Genomic DNA, 13897 nt, shown 5'->3' with positions numbered 1-13897 from the left:
TGACAGTGGGCCTGTCCCCGTGGACCTCAAATGACCCCCTCAATATAAAATTATTTATCCAATATTTGTATATTTGGGGGTATCTGTATGCAAAAAATTATACTGCCATTTCATTCAAAAAATAAATGTCCAAAAAATAGTCATTAGGGATTGTCACTGTGACGCCTCGAAGGATCTGAGATTCAGCAAATAAATAATCTGTTTGTGATAATATAATTAAGAAGCCTTTGTTTTAGGAGGATTATATGAGCTTGATAGCGCAACAACCTTATATAAAAACAGAAAGAAAAGTGACAAGTATTGAACAGTTTGAAATTGAGCATGACCGAATCATTTACTTATACAATGATAAGGTCGTAACACAGAATAGAGAGTTTCCGATTAAAGATGTGATGGATTTTTCTTATCGAGAAATTGCAAATCAAGGTGGTATTCTCTATTTACATACGCTACAAGGTGTATATACGTATATCGTGAAATCTTCACCAGAAGCTTTTATCACAGCATATAGAGCATATTTTAAGTGAAACGCGAGAACCGTCCCCGTGCTTCCCAACAGTTTCCTCTACGTGTCATCGATTGGGTAATTCCTAATTTCATTACTTTCTTTTGAAATGAACCGTCCCGGTTTTTCATTCCCCCGCATTTTAGTTTCTATTGCTTCATGACCAACCACTACCCTCTGCAATTACGCTCAAAGGAAATCCCTATTCATGGTATATTAACAATATTGAATAATAATTTATTAAAGTTATAGGAGAGAAAATATGAAAAAAACATTTCTAGTACAAAATCTTAGTGATTATATTAAAGTAGTTGGAGATATAAAAAAAGATGTTGAGGTTCAGAACGATGGAGATTGTGAACTATGGTTTCGAGGCCAGTCTAGTAAAGAGTATAAATTATTACCTAAGGGGTTAAGAGTACAAAAAGTTATACATAGGGGTAAAGGTCTTCAAAGGCCTGGAATTGATTTGGAAATTTTAGATTTAAAAAAACTCCTAGGGGAATTTAAAAGAAAATCATTAGGATTCATTGCAGACAAACCTAAAAATGATTTTGAATGGATGTTTCTTGCACAACATTATGGATTACATACTAGACTATTAGATTGGTCCACGAATGCACTTGTAGGTCTATACTTTTCTTTACCTAAAAATACAGTTATTAACACAAAGAGTGAGGATTACATTGAACTTAGCAATTCTTTCAATCTTAGTCTTGATAATATCGACGAAAATAAATTAGAAGAAGCTCTCATTCATTGTATAGAAGATAATAAAACAAATATGGGAGATAGCTTTATATCTACTGTATATGTCTTAAACCCATCAAGAATAAATAATGAGACAGTTGGAGTAAATGGAGCTATAGATATTGCTGATAATTTTGAGGAATATAAGCATTATTTAAATCCTATAGATTTAGAAACGGGTAATAATGAATTTCCTATATGCGTTCAATCACCATATATAGATAAAAGGATAATTTCTCAATCAGGTTGTTTTACACTGCATGGATACTATTGTGATGCATTGGAATTCTACCAGGCAATAAGTAACAGTATATATGAGATATTAATTCCCCATACATCTATATCTAAAATAAAAAGCGAATTACATATTATGGGGATAAATGAACATTTTATTTACCAAGATTTACAGAGCTTAACTGAAACTATTGGTGAAAAAGAAATTGAGAATTTTTACCGCGAGCCAGCATCCCTATAATGGTCCAAAAGGGAACGGTGACAGTGCACATCTACTTTAAAGTTGACAATATTAATTCGAGAAGTTCCGTCACTGTCTCCACCTGAGAAACACCAGTCCCCGCGATTCTCTATGTTTGTCAATAGTTATAGAATAAGAGGATAAGGCTATCCCTTATCCTCTTACAGTCATTGTTATCTAAATGATATACCTATCCCTATGTCACGTTTACCTTCTTTTCCCCCCTTTTTTAATGATTGTAGCTTTGAATCAGCCAGTGTTGCTAGCGCCTGATGTCCTGCTGGTGTCGGATGGATATCAAATGGAATAATATAGGCTGCTGGGTTTGTTTTAAATGTTGAATATGCATCAATTACATGAGCACCTGAAACATCCCCGACCTGTTGGATGATACTATTTACAACCGTTACATTACCTTCAACAAAAGTATGTAAAGGTCCAAGAAACTGATTGAGAATCTCGTTAGAGCTTATAACAATTGGATTATACAAATTATATAAAAGGATTGGAGCTTTCGTGTGTTTTTTTATCGTTTCAATAATGGTGACTAGATTAGTAGTATACTGTTGAAGTTGTTGTGGTGTCAGAGGTGTGAGTGGTGTGTTATTTATAGCTTCGGCTACTTTTCCGTTAGCCAGATTCTCCTCAAGGTTTGACACTAAAGGCTGCAGTTTTGAAAATAAGGTTGCAACACCAGTTGCCTGCATAAAATCATTGCTTCCGATATTGATTGTAATGACATCGGCCCTTTTGATGGAGGCCTTGAATTCTTTAGGATTTGAATTAATTGCTGCTAACAATTGTGAGGAAGTTGCACCACTTCCGCCAAATTTAACTACTTTTCTTGCTCCTGAAATCAAATCAGGAAAGGCTGTGGTTGATGGGGGTGGATATCCAAACGTAATAGAATCTCCCAGTGCCACAATGTTAAGCTTTGGTTTTGTGATAGATGCGTTTTTAGCAAATGCAAATGGTGCTGCGAGTGTGTTCAATATTAATATGAACACTAAGATAATTGAAAAACGATAAATCTTCATAATTAGTTCCTCCTCTAAAAATAGGCATACGCCTTATTGTATTCCTAAAATTCTAATAATTGAATAAATAATTTGTTAAAAGAAACGTCGGGACGGTTCTCTCGTTTCATCGATAGGAACTATTAGGAGCTCCGTCACTGTGACCACCCGAAAGGTAAATAATTGAAGAGAATACGAAGTAAGCCCTATCCCATAGATTAGAGAGATAGGGTTATTTTTATTAAATAAAAAATTGGTGACAGTGGGCCTGTCCCCGTGGACCTCAAATGACCCCCTCAATATCAAATTCTTTATCCATTATTTGTATATTTGGGGGTATCTGTATGCAAAAAATTATACTGCCATTTCATTCAAAAAATAAATGTTCAAAAAATGGTCATTGTAACTTTTGACGAAAAGATATAATACTTTCTTCTATATCTTTGCATGCATGTTCTAACTTTTGAGTATAATCATTATTACTTAACCTAATTGCATGATTTAAATGTGATAATGCACTCTCACATTGGTCTATATATTCTACAATTTCACTTTTTTCCACGTGAATTCCTCCTTTCTAGTAGAAAGGATTCCCATAACAAATTAAAATTATGAACCGTCCCTGAGATTCGAAAGAAGTTCGGTCACTGTGACCACCCGAAGTTTATCGATATTTGTAGATTAATAGAATAGAGCAAGTTGTAACCTTTTCCCTTAAGAATGTGAGCTCCTTAATGATTAATATAGTTTTCATTCACAATCTGTGGATAGTGTGCGGTAAGGATTCAATTAGTTTTGGGTACTGTCACCACCCGGAATGAAAAAAGTTAACTAATCGACAGCATTGTGTTCCCAAATATTATTTAAAGCATTTCTATTTTGAGATTAAGCGTAATAGAAAAAATGAGGGAATAGTGCCAAATCCACTACCGGGAAATCATCATTCTAAAGGCAGCAAAGGGAAACCATTTCGTTCCCTTTCACTGCTTTTTTCATTTCACATGATAAAAAAATAAGGGTTTTCTCCAAAACGGAAGCAAAAGAACCGGCCCTTTGCTTCAGCCTTACTTTATTCTTCCTGGGATTCTATTTCATCACTATATTCTTTTAATTCTTTTTTTTCAATAACATAGGGTGTTTCTTGTTTTAGAAAGCGGGCTGCGTTTAAACCGATCATTTGGGCGGCTGTGGAGGTGTTGCCGTCTGGCAGGATTGGGGCTATGGATAGATCTGCGACTTTGAGGTTTTTCGTCCCGAAAACATTTAGGCAGCCATCGACTACTCCGTCCTGTATGCTTGTACCCATTTTACATTGTCCGCCAAAGTGGGCAAAATTATTGTAGGAGGCTCGAGCGAACTGTTCAAGGCGGCTGCGTTTTAAGTCTTCATCGGTACATTGAAAAATATCCTCTGATGGGTAAACAACCTTATACACTCCTTTTGGATCATCTTCCCTTGCTTGTACAATAATGTTATACATTTCAATATATTTATCTACGATATAGTTTAAATCAGCAGAGTTTTCCAGTGGATTAAACTGAATGGATGGATACGCCTCAGGATTACTGTGAGTAGCTAGAATCGTCCCTCTGCTGCTTGGATTCAGATCAATGATGCCAAAGCTCATGACATTCGTCTTATTTTCCGGATTAAACTGCCAATTGTTACTTAGTATATCTGCATTTGGGACAAAAAACGGTCCTGGTGCACCGATCAGTTGAAGGCGGCGTCCAGGTCCTTCTTCTTTTTTAAAAGCGCCCATTGCGATCGGTTGATCAGGGTCGGCAGCCAATACCTCCAAGAGTCGGCTTGTTTCTACCTCTACTCCCATCGCTACGGAATAGTGGGTTTGAAAATTGTGGCCGACTTGGGGGCTTTCGACCAATGTGGATATCCCTGCGTTAGCCAAATCACTCGTACGACCGATTCCTGACCGCTGCAAAATCACCGATGAGAAGATTCCGGCGGATATAATTACTCCTTTTCGAGCATACGCTCTTTCTGTCACCCCGTTCTTCACATATTCAACACCTACTGCAACCTGAACTCCTTTTTTCTCTTCAAAAAGAATGCGATTGACGGTTGATTTGGCGAAAATCGTCAGGTCTCTTCCCCCAACACCAAACTCATCCGGATTAAACTCATTTCCTTGGGTAACGATGTTTTCATTTAGATACCCAGATCGAGTAGAGGAACGGGCAAATCCCTCTTTCAACGGTTGTTGCAAAAATTGTGATTTCAAAAAAGTACAGTCTCTTACGCCGGTATTATAATCTTTGACAATAGGGATGTCCAAAACTTCTGATGCTGCCTCTGCTAACGTACGTATAATACCACCACTGCTTGGAATCATCTGCTGTCTAACAAAAATCGGTCCATCCGTCCCTCTTTCTTTTGGGCTTTGTGTATTTCCTGTATAGGTTTCATTCTTTTTAAATAAGGTACGAACTTTCTCATAGCTCCACTGATCACCGACAAGATCCGCCCATTCATTATAAAGATTGCGGCTCCCGCGGACTGCATACATAAAATTATGCTCCGAACTCCCGCCAATCACTCGTCCACTCCATAATAGAAGCGGCCTCCCAAGAGCATCTTCAATGTTAGAAAGAGCACGAAACGAAAGCCGGTTATCATTTGCAGCTGCATTTGCTGTTTCAAAAGAAGCACTTGGATTCGGCATATTCGTCCCCGCTTCCAGAACGAGCACAGAAGTACTTTTCTTATCCGTTAGTTCCTTCGCAATCACACCACCCGCGGTCCCGGCTCCAATCACAATATAATCAAAAACATTCTCCTTGCCCACTTAACCAATCCTTTCATAGACTTTAAGATTTAAATACAAAAAGTATTCATTATATCGTATTCACTCCTAAAAATATGAACTGTTTACCTGTCCAATTAAAATAGACCAAATTTGGAGTTCGGTCACTGTGACCACCCGAAGTTTGTCGGTATTTGCAGAATAGGAGGATGCGATTATTTCTTAGCCTCCCTCTAGTAGAAACACCGAGACGGTTCTCGTATTTCAATATGAAACAGCAGAACCGCCCTGATGTTTCTATTGCTTTGGCTCTAGTCGAAGCATATGAAAAACTGTATGGTTTTGAATTTTTAAAAAGCTAATTGTATAGAATTTTGATGACTTTTTCACTGGTCTCGAACCCCTCCTGGTTTCCCAATCCCGGCTGGATTTAGAACATACAGCACCCAACAACAGGAAAGGCTGCATCGAAAGCTGATGTTTATCAACTTTTGATACAGCCAAATGAGGTTTAACTTTTATCCAACTTTCGATAAGTCATTCTAGAGTCATTCATCTACCTTCAACTTCCGCAAGAAGCTTCATTGGATGAGCTTCTTGATCGAAATAACCATCGCCATTCCGGCGCGAGAATTTACCGTAACAGTCCGGCTGACGAAACCCTACCCGATGGGGTGGTGTAAATCATGGTGCTTGGGTTGAACAGATATGGTGAGAATGCAATGGAATACAATAATAAAGTGTATTGCTGACGAACTTCGGAATGTACGGGTCTAGACGCGCATTATATAGAAATGTATTTACTACTAAATGTAGGGTTAGCTATGGATGAGTAAGAATCAATTATATGAAAATCCATCTTGTGTTACAGGCACATGCAACGCTAACAGGCTCATAGGAAGCACCTAAGTTTGTTCCATAATAGACATAATTCAACGCTGTAAGTTGATAACGTGGAGAGCTTACTCTCGATGAAGCGTTGAAAAGGAAAACATTCGTGAGAATAGCGACTGTATAACTTTTCTTCATATCAGTGAAAGTGGTGGCACAGTACCGTTGAAACGTGTAATGAACGTGTAGGGATAGCCACTAGACTAATAAAAGATTCATTCACCATGCAGGACAGTTCTTCAACGATTAATAAGGTTCTTGTAAGACTGATGGTCAAAATTTTTATGGATTACTTGATCTAATGCGATCTGATGAAAATATTCGATTAGTTTACCGCAATATTAAACGAAATTATAAATTCCTATACCAGCGAGACAAGAGAATGTCGGCAATGTGGAATGAAAAAGAATATATGAGAAGAAAACAAAAAAGAGAAGGGTTATCCTTCTCTTTAAATATTATAATTATAATTTACGTACGTTAGTAGCTTGAGGGCCACGTTGACCTTGCTCAATGTCAAATTCAACTTCTTGACCTTCATCTAGATTTTTAAAGCCTTCACTTTGAATAGCGCTGAAATGTACGAATACATCATCTCCGCCTTCTTGCTCAATAAATCCAAAACCTTTTTCACCGTTAAACCATTTAACTTTACCAGTTGCCATAAAAAAAAATCCTCCTAAAATTTTTTCGACCATTTTACAAATGACAAAATAAAGTAAAAACTGTAACCTCTAAGAAGATTTAATTTTGCTATCTCCGTTGAAGTTACAGCTCCTTTAAATCTTTATCGTAAAAGTAAAATGGTTTAAAGGCACTATAGCATCTCACCAATCCAAAAGCAAATAATGGCTTAAAAAAGTAGGGCCAGAGGGACAGGTCCGTTGTCCCAAAGGTAAATAATTGAAGAGAATTCGAAGTAAGCCCTATCCCATAGATTAGAGAGATAGGGTTATTTTTATTAAATAAAAAATTGGTGACAGTGGCCCTGTCCCCGTGTACCTTAAATGACTCCCTCAATATAAAATTCTTTATCCATTATTTGTATATTTGGGGGTATCTATATGCAAAAAATTATACTGCCATTTCATTCAAAAAATAAATGTCCAAAAAATAGTCATTGTAACTTTTGACGAAAAGCCATAATGCTTTCTTCTATATCTTTGCATGCATGTTCTAACTTTTGAGTATAATTAAGGTTTCGTCACTGTGACGCCCCGAAAATTCTTGATTCACAAAGTGTTCCACGGAATGCTTCGGGGTGTGGCTGTGACCATGATCTCTGGGGCTAAGTCTGTCGTCAGAATTTAGCAGATGCTCTCTTCTATTGTAAGCTTTTGTCTTTTAGAAGGAATCTAGAAAAGGTAACAAGAATAGTTTGAGGAGTATTATTGTCTGCAATAATACTTCATAACTTTATACAGGGGGAATTACAGGATGAAGTTAGAAAAGTTCGATGGAAGTAGTGAGGCTATATCTACACTAAGATCATTAAATTTATATGAAAGGAGTGAGTTTCGAGGATTACTTTATCGTATAGAGACGATGGGTTTTGACATACCTGAGGCCCTTGTTGAAGTGGAAGATGGAAATGAAATCCAAAGAATTTCTGATAATCAATGGAACGTCATTTTTAGAATTGAGAACAAGAAATTTAATCTAGTAATAAAAGATAAATTGACAGATTTATACCTTGAAAGTATCAAAGTAGTTTATTAAATAATACGGTTGAGAGAAACTCTGGTTTTTCTCAACCCCCCTCTCCCTTATAAAGATTTATGAAGTTTAAATCAAAATATACACTCAATATCAAAAGTATAGGAATAAATTTAATGAACAAAAGGCTAGAATGTTAATACAAAAATGGATAACCAATTACTTTTTAAGGAGGATTGACCATCTATAGAGCGATCTATATTTTTATCTAATTAGAGTTTAAGGCAATAATGTTTATACAAAGTAGAGAAAAAACTACCTGGTGAAAAGTTAGAATAAAAACAAAATCTGTATAAATTTATGGTAATAAATTAAAGAATGAATAAACTTCGGAAAAACTCTAATAAAACCTAAAGTAAATATGAAAGGTATTTAAACCTTTGTAAATCTTGGAGTGAGTACAAAGTTTGTATAAATCTATAGTAAAAGTTATGAGAGTAAACGAAAAGTGGATAAACTCTAATAAATCTTAGAATAAATACGGATTGTATAAACTTTAATAAGACATAGAGTGAGTACAAATGTGTATAAATCTAGGGTAAAGGCCCAAAGAATTTACAAACTGTAAATGAATCTAAGTAAATCTTAGAGTAAATACAACTTGTATAAACTTAATAAGATATAGAGTGAGTACAAAATCTGTATAAATGTATGGTAAAAACTTAGAGAATTTACAAATTGTAAATAAATCTAAGTAAATCTTAGAGTAAATACGAGAAGTCTTAAAGTTTAGTAAAACTTAGATAAAATTTACTATCTATTTAGCTAACGGTTCTGTATTTCCAATAATAAACGAATGAAGTTTAACTAACCTATTTTCAACAGCAGAAAGTAACTACCATAGAAAGGAGAATAAATGAATGAATAATGAACTATCTAGGATATTGGAAGACATACCAGAGGAATTTATATTACTTCAAATTGAGAAGAAGAAAATAGCTGATATTGTTAGGGAACGTTTAAAAGAGAAAGGGTTAACTTTCAGAGAAGCGGCCGAAGGAATTGAGGATTTTAGTTATACTCAATTATCTCGTGTAACAAGTAGCGGAAACTATACGATTGAAACATTAATAAAAACACTAAATGGTTTAGATTTAAAGTTAGAGATTATAAAGAAAGATTAGATTTGATAACTTAAAAGAATGAAAACAAGATAACATTTTGGCGATTAACCACAGATTATGTCTGTGGTTTTTTCTTGTCTGAAAAAAATTTTTAAACCACTGATTAAAAAATAAACAAAGTGTCCATGATGATGGATGTCGCACCGACCAACCGACTAAGGTTATCACCGACTGAGGTAACAAGATGAACCACATTCGTTTGGGTATACGCGGCAAATGATTAAAAGGAGAGGTGACATCATTGGAAGATAAAATAATCCAAAGTCCCTTCTATATTACGGATGAGCTATTAAAAGAAATCAAAGAGCTTATTGCAGATCTTCCTCCAGAACAGGGAGGCGCCCTATTAGGACCTAGGGGCAGCAGGCTTATGACACAGTTTGTATTTGACAGCAAAGCGCATACAACAAGTGCCACCTACAATGCTTCGCGAAATCTTGATCAGATTGTTAAGAAAAAGGAGCAGGAACATGGGGTTGTGTTTAAAGGGATTGTTCATTCACATCCCGGCGGATATGATTCACCCTCATGGATGGATGTTCAAACGGTTGAAGGAAGTCTTCATACCAATCAACATATGGAATTTTTTATTGCACCAATTGTAACGGTTCATTATCCAAACGCTTTAGCAAATCATGAACTTTCATTAGGGGATAACAGGAAAATCTCATTTTATGGGGGTTTCAGAGAAAAACTGGGGCGTGACAAACCTATTTTATCAAATAGAAGTACGAGAACTTTCTCTTTAGAAAAGCTTGATATTAAAAAGATACCGTTATTGCAAATAAAAGAGGATATCCGAAAATGCAGCAGGCTTTTCGGGGAAGAAGCTGACTTCCGTGTGTTACTTATTGAGCAGGAGGAGGGAGAACCTTTCATAACAGCTGAAATGAAGGTAGGTGAGACGCTTGAATTCTTCGTCAGTTGTGATATTCACTACCCACATTCACCACCAAGAATTTTACGAATTGATCATAATCAAGTAACGGAGCTTGAGTTCAATTGGGAAGCAGATTCACCCTGTCATTATGGATTATATAGAGCGATGACGAAAAGTAGTAAAAAGAAACAAATTGAGGTACCAAAAGCGCCTAAGGAATGTGCTGTGATAACAGAAACCTCTGCTGTAGAAGAGGAAGCAATGGCAGAGAAGTCAGAACTTACTACTTCTCCGATAGACACGGAAGATACACATTCGTCCACCCCGATGGAGGAGGAATCACCCGATATTCCGACCAAGAAGGGGGTGCTGAAGTTCGTCCAAACGTTCATTTTGGTAAAAGGAAAACATCTATTCACGAAACAAAAACATGATGCAGGAGGAAAGAAACATGTCAAATCAAATTGATTTAAATGCACTAAGAGAGGAATTAAAGAACAATCGAGACGGGTATTCCAACCAAAGGATAGTGGCAAATTCAGAGGGGAAAATTCTACAGGGCGATTACGTTTCCCATCCACCAGAGGTACTTTCAGAAATACCGACGGAGACCTTTGCCAGTTTGCCTGAGGGTAGGCCTGTTCATCCAAAGCTCCCTCGGAATACCATACGGACTATGAAAGATGGCTTTAATGGCTACTTGTATACGATTAATGATGAATTTGGGCAAACATACACCATGTTCCTATATCATGATGGCACCTATTATCAGGTAAAGCTTGTCTATCCTCAATTAAACCATAGCTATAATGTTCATAATTGCCATCTTTATCCTGACCGCCGGCTTTGCTTAAATCAAGCAACAAACGGAGGCTACCATAGATTGGAGGATACTTATGCAAAATCTGTCCTATGGGCAAATGGATTTACTACTTATCGTAAAAAAGGAATCTTTCCATTTTAGGAGAGGAGGAGGAAATGAAGATGGAACAATTGGATGTGGTGCAAAGCTTTATTCTTTCAATGGAATTAATCCTGCCAAAGTATATGGAAGAGTATGAAATAGAAAAGGTAAAGGAGGATACCGTTCAAATAACTGATTCCTACGGGTTTGAGATGCTTTTTATCATAAGTGAACGTTTCCCTGCTGTGGCCCCCACCATCTTGGTTACAGCAGAGGGTCAGACTGACCAGGTGCAGACGTTGTGGGACTTAGAAATTCGAGATGTGACCGAAAGAATGGACAAGATGATTAGTCAATTTCTCGTTCCTCCAGGACCTTATAGAAAAGCTTTTGGAATCAATGGCTTTGTTTTTAATCAGGATTTTGAGGGTTCAAAAGAGGCTTGGCCAGTCATTTATACAGGGAGAAACGAGTCAAAGGAAATGAACAATTTCCGGAATCAAATGCTCTCAAGAGTGCCAGAACGTCTAGCTAATGAACTCAAGGATAAGGTCGTCCTCATTGTCGGAGCAGGATCTGTTGGCTCTTATATAGCGGAGCAGTTTGCTAGAAATGGTGTAGAGTGCTTTATTTTCATTGATCCAGATAGTGTGGAATTGACCAATTTATCGCGAACGATGTATACATTACACGATATTGGAATGAGCAAGGTCTCAGCACTTAGCAGGCGCCTGATGAATATCAATCCGGCCGTTCAAATCGAAGGCTACGCTATTCGGATAGAGGATTTTCAGACACATGAATTCTCACAAGTGGTGGAGAGAGCGGATTTAATCATTGCTGCTACAGACGATATGAATACCCAGTACCACATCAACCGCTTTTCCTATGCAAAAGACAAGGCTTGCCTGTTTGTTGGTTTATATAATGGGGCAAAAGGTGGAGAAGTCATCATGACCATACCAGAGGTGACAGCCTGCTATCGATGCGCGGCACCGAATCGAATAAATGGAGCCAGGGATACCGATTACGGTACAGGAAGGCTAAATGGAGTAGTGGCTATCAATTCAGATATTCATCATGTTTCTAGCGCAGGGGTCAAATTGGGATTAGCCATTCTCTCCTGCAATTCCAAAGGCTTGGAATTAAGAAATTTTCTAATGAAGCTTCTTGAGAAAAATTATTCTTATCTTACCATGTCAATGGAAGACAATTATTTGTATTTTCCTAGGATTTTTAAGGAGGTAGAGGGTCAGTATGCCTATCAAAGCTATTGGATTTCTCCAGAAAGGAATCCTGAGTGCCCAATCTGCGGAAATCAGGAGCATCGATTATGTCCAGACGATATTCCGCTTACCGCTCCTGAGACCTCCTCTCTTTAAAAGGGGAGGAAGCCAGTATCCTGCGGTCGACAGTGGAAAGTGAATTGTCTGGAACGGAAACTATGAACCATTTTTAAAGATGATAATTAAAGGAGAGAGCATGATGATTCAATCAAAAATATCTTTAATTGCTGCTGATCCACGATTGGTAGGCAGGCTATGTGACCTTTTAGGTACCATGCCAAATATTGATTTCCCTACAATGGGAGGCCCTTTCTTCTGGGATACACTAGCGGAGTCGCAAGGATGGAGATTGCAAAAGAATGTGTTTACCAATCATTGCAGACTTCTTGATCCGAGCAATGTCAGACGAGCCTGGGGTTCTGAAAGTGCCATGATGAGAGCGCTCCAACGTCTATCCCCAACTGTCTATAAAGGACACCCAGCAAGGTTTGACCATACAAGCTTATTCTGTCCTCAATGCGGAGGGAATATTCCAGCTGGGAATTACTGCAGTCAATGTGGTTCTCCGATTAAATAATGAAGACGATGGGGGCTAAAATGAAGATAAAAAAGTCTCCGTCACTGTGACAAGTCTTCGACAGTTCAGGTTAAATCTGTTGAATGGCATTAACTCGATGCAAGCTTTCTGCCAGAGTATGTGAACAAAGAGTTTATTCTAGCAGCCAAGCCATTTTTTCATGCCGGTGACATCCATAAGCTTTGGACGAAGATTCATTTAGCTTATAAAAAAGTGCAGTTGGAGGCTCCTTTGGATGATGTGATGGAGCTAGTCGTTGAGGACTTCAAACGGACGGTTTTTCTGTATAAGACAGGGAAGATACATACAACCTTTGAAGGATACTTTTACAGTGTCATTTATAGCAGCCTTTGGGGATTGAAAGTGCAGGAATATCGGGAGCAGTGGTATGAGGGAGTGACACGGTGAAGCATGGAGAAGGTTCGAGACTGCTGAAATAATAAAAAATGAATTTCAAGCGGGGTAGTATGTAACAGAAGCATTCTAATTGATAAGGTAACACTATTGGGACTTTCAGGAAAATCTGTCCGAATGAATCCTGGATTGGGACAAACTTTAGAGATCTTTAGGAAAATCTGTCCGAATGAGGCCTGGATTGGGACAAACTTTAGAGATCTTCAGGAAAATCTGTCCGAATGAGGCCTGGATTGGGACAAACTTTAGAGATCTTCAGGAAAATCTGTCCGAATGAAGCCTAGATTGGGACAAACTTTAGGGGTTTTCAGGAAAATCTGTCCGAATGAGGCCTGGATTGGGACAAACTTTAGGGATCTTCAGGAAAATCTGTCCGAATGAAGCCTAGATTGGGACAAACTTTAGGGGTTTTTAGGAAAATCTGTCCGAATGAGACCTGGATTGGGACAAACTTAGTGGTTTTTCAGGAAAGTCTGTCTGAATGAGGCCTGGATTGGGACAAACTTTAGAGATCTTCAGGAAAATCTGTCCGAATGAGGCCTGGATTGGGACAAACTTTAGAGATCTTCAGGAAAATCTGTCCGAATGAAGCCTA

13 protein-coding genes are annotated in these 13897 nt (G+C 37.7%); 9 read left to right on the top strand and 4 right to left on the bottom strand.

Annotated elements, in window-relative coordinates; genetic code table 11:
- Positions 1–245 precede the first annotated feature (245 nt).
- Together F4V44_RS25140 and F4V44_RS25135 are read left to right on the top strand one after the other, a co-directional pair.
- Positions 246–527 (top strand): hypothetical protein, encoded by a 282-nt coding sequence (locus F4V44_RS25140; protein WP_150442737.1) that lies wholly within the window; start codon positions 246–248, stop codon positions 525–527.
- Positions 528–767: 240 nt separating this feature from the next.
- Positions 768–1730: an FRG domain-containing protein gene (locus F4V44_RS25135; RefSeq protein ID WP_150442736.1), complete on the top strand. Its 963-nt coding sequence runs from the start codon at positions 768–770 to the stop codon at positions 1728–1730.
- Between the two features lie 173 nt (positions 1731–1903).
- Here F4V44_RS25135 and F4V44_RS25130 read toward each other — a convergent pair whose 3' ends face one another.
- From F4V44_RS25130 to F4V44_RS25120, 4 genes are all read right to left on the bottom strand, one after another.
- A complete protein-coding gene (locus F4V44_RS25130; RefSeq protein WP_150442735.1) occupies positions 1904–2767 on the bottom strand; it encodes an SGNH/GDSL hydrolase family protein in 864 nt (287 codons plus the stop codon).
- A 376-nt stretch (positions 2768–3143) separates the two neighbouring features.
- On the bottom strand, positions 3144–3308 hold the full coding sequence (locus tag F4V44_RS27680; RefSeq protein ID WP_191090861.1) for a hypothetical protein: 165 nt from the start codon (positions 3306–3308) through the stop codon (positions 3144–3146).
- A gap of 507 nt (positions 3309–3815) precedes the next feature.
- Positions 3816–5552, bottom strand: coding sequence for a GMC family oxidoreductase (locus F4V44_RS25125; RefSeq protein WP_150442734.1), 1737 nt, complete (start codon positions 5550–5552; stop codon positions 3816–3818).
- Between the two features lie 1313 nt (positions 5553–6865).
- Entirely contained in the window at positions 6866–7066 is a 201-nt protein-coding gene (locus F4V44_RS25120) for a cold-shock protein (RefSeq protein ID WP_150442733.1), read from the bottom strand.
- A 772-nt stretch (positions 7067–7838) separates the two neighbouring features.
- Here F4V44_RS25120 and F4V44_RS25115 point away from each other — a divergent pair.
- The 7 genes from F4V44_RS25115 to F4V44_RS25085 all read left to right on the top strand — a co-directional run bounded on the left by F4V44_RS25115 (position 7839) and on the right by F4V44_RS25085 (position 13296).
- Positions 7839–8120: a hypothetical protein gene (locus F4V44_RS25115; protein ID WP_150442732.1), complete on the top strand. Its 282-nt coding sequence runs from the start codon at positions 7839–7841 to the stop codon at positions 8118–8120.
- 857 nt (positions 8121–8977) lie between these two features.
- Positions 8978–9241, top strand: a complete 264-nt coding sequence (locus tag F4V44_RS25110; RefSeq protein WP_150442731.1) for a hypothetical protein — start codon at positions 8978–8980, stop codon at positions 9239–9241.
- Positions 9242–9482: 241 nt separating this feature from the next.
- Positions 9483–10589 carry a Mov34/MPN/PAD-1 family protein gene (locus F4V44_RS25105; RefSeq protein ID WP_191090860.1) on the top strand — a complete coding sequence of 369 codons (1107 nt, stop codon included), beginning with the start codon at positions 9483–9485 and terminating at the stop codon, positions 10587–10589.
- Positions 10573–11085 carry a hypothetical protein gene (locus F4V44_RS25100; RefSeq protein WP_150442729.1) on the top strand — a complete coding sequence of 171 codons (513 nt, stop codon included), beginning with the start codon at positions 10573–10575 and terminating at the stop codon, positions 11083–11085. Before F4V44_RS25105 ends, F4V44_RS25100 begins: the two co-directional genes overlap by 17 nt.
- Before the next feature lie 14 nt (positions 11086–11099).
- On the top strand, positions 11100–12407 hold the full coding sequence (locus F4V44_RS25095) for a ThiF family adenylyltransferase (RefSeq protein WP_150442728.1): 1308 nt from the start codon (positions 11100–11102) through the stop codon (positions 12405–12407).
- Positions 12408–12510: 103 nt separating this feature from the next.
- On the top strand, positions 12511–12888 hold the full coding sequence (locus tag F4V44_RS25090; RefSeq protein ID WP_150442727.1) for a zinc ribbon domain-containing protein: 378 nt from the start codon (positions 12511–12513) through the stop codon (positions 12886–12888).
- 120 nt (positions 12889–13008) lie between these two features.
- On the top strand, positions 13009–13296 hold the full coding sequence (locus F4V44_RS25085; RefSeq protein ID WP_150442726.1) for a hypothetical protein: 288 nt from the start codon (positions 13009–13011) through the stop codon (positions 13294–13296).
- Positions 13297–13897: the final 601 nt, after the last annotated feature.

It is taken from the genome of Niallia endozanthoxylica (assembly GCF_008710145.1).
Taxonomy (GTDB): domain Bacteria; phylum Bacillota; class Bacilli; order Bacillales; family Cytobacillaceae; genus Bacillus_BD; species Bacillus_BD endozanthoxylica.
Note: the sequence above shows the minus strand (reverse complement) of the source record. Positions and strands in the feature narration are given on the sequence as shown.

Bases quoted from the DNA above. Each gene is read 5' to 3' on its own strand.
- F4V44_RS25140 (WP_150442737.1), top strand. From the start codon at position 246: ATGAGCTTGATAGCGCAACAACCTTATATAAAAACAGAAAGAAAAGTG.
- F4V44_RS25135 (WP_150442736.1), top strand. From the start codon at position 768: ATGAAAAAAACATTTCTAGTACAAAATCTTAGTGATTATATTAAAGTA.
- F4V44_RS25130 (WP_150442735.1), bottom strand. From the start codon at position 2,767: ATGAAGATTTATCGTTTTTCAATTATCTTAGTGTTCATATTAATATTG.
- F4V44_RS25120 (WP_150442733.1), bottom strand. From the start codon at position 7,066: ATGGCAACTGGTAAAGTTAAATGGTTTAACGGTGAAAAAGGTTTTGGA.
- F4V44_RS25115 (WP_150442732.1), top strand. From the start codon at position 7,839: ATGAAGTTAGAAAAGTTCGATGGAAGTAGTGAGGCTATATCTACACTA.
- F4V44_RS25110 (WP_150442731.1), top strand. From the start codon at position 8,978: ATGAATAATGAACTATCTAGGATATTGGAAGACATACCAGAGGAATTT.
- F4V44_RS25100 (WP_150442729.1), top strand. From the start codon at position 10,573: ATGTCAAATCAAATTGATTTAAATGCACTAAGAGAGGAATTAAAGAAC.
- F4V44_RS25095 (WP_150442728.1), top strand. From the start codon at position 11,100: ATGAAGATGGAACAATTGGATGTGGTGCAAAGCTTTATTCTTTCAATG.
- F4V44_RS25090 (WP_150442727.1), top strand. From the start codon at position 12,511: ATGATTCAATCAAAAATATCTTTAATTGCTGCTGATCCACGATTGGTA.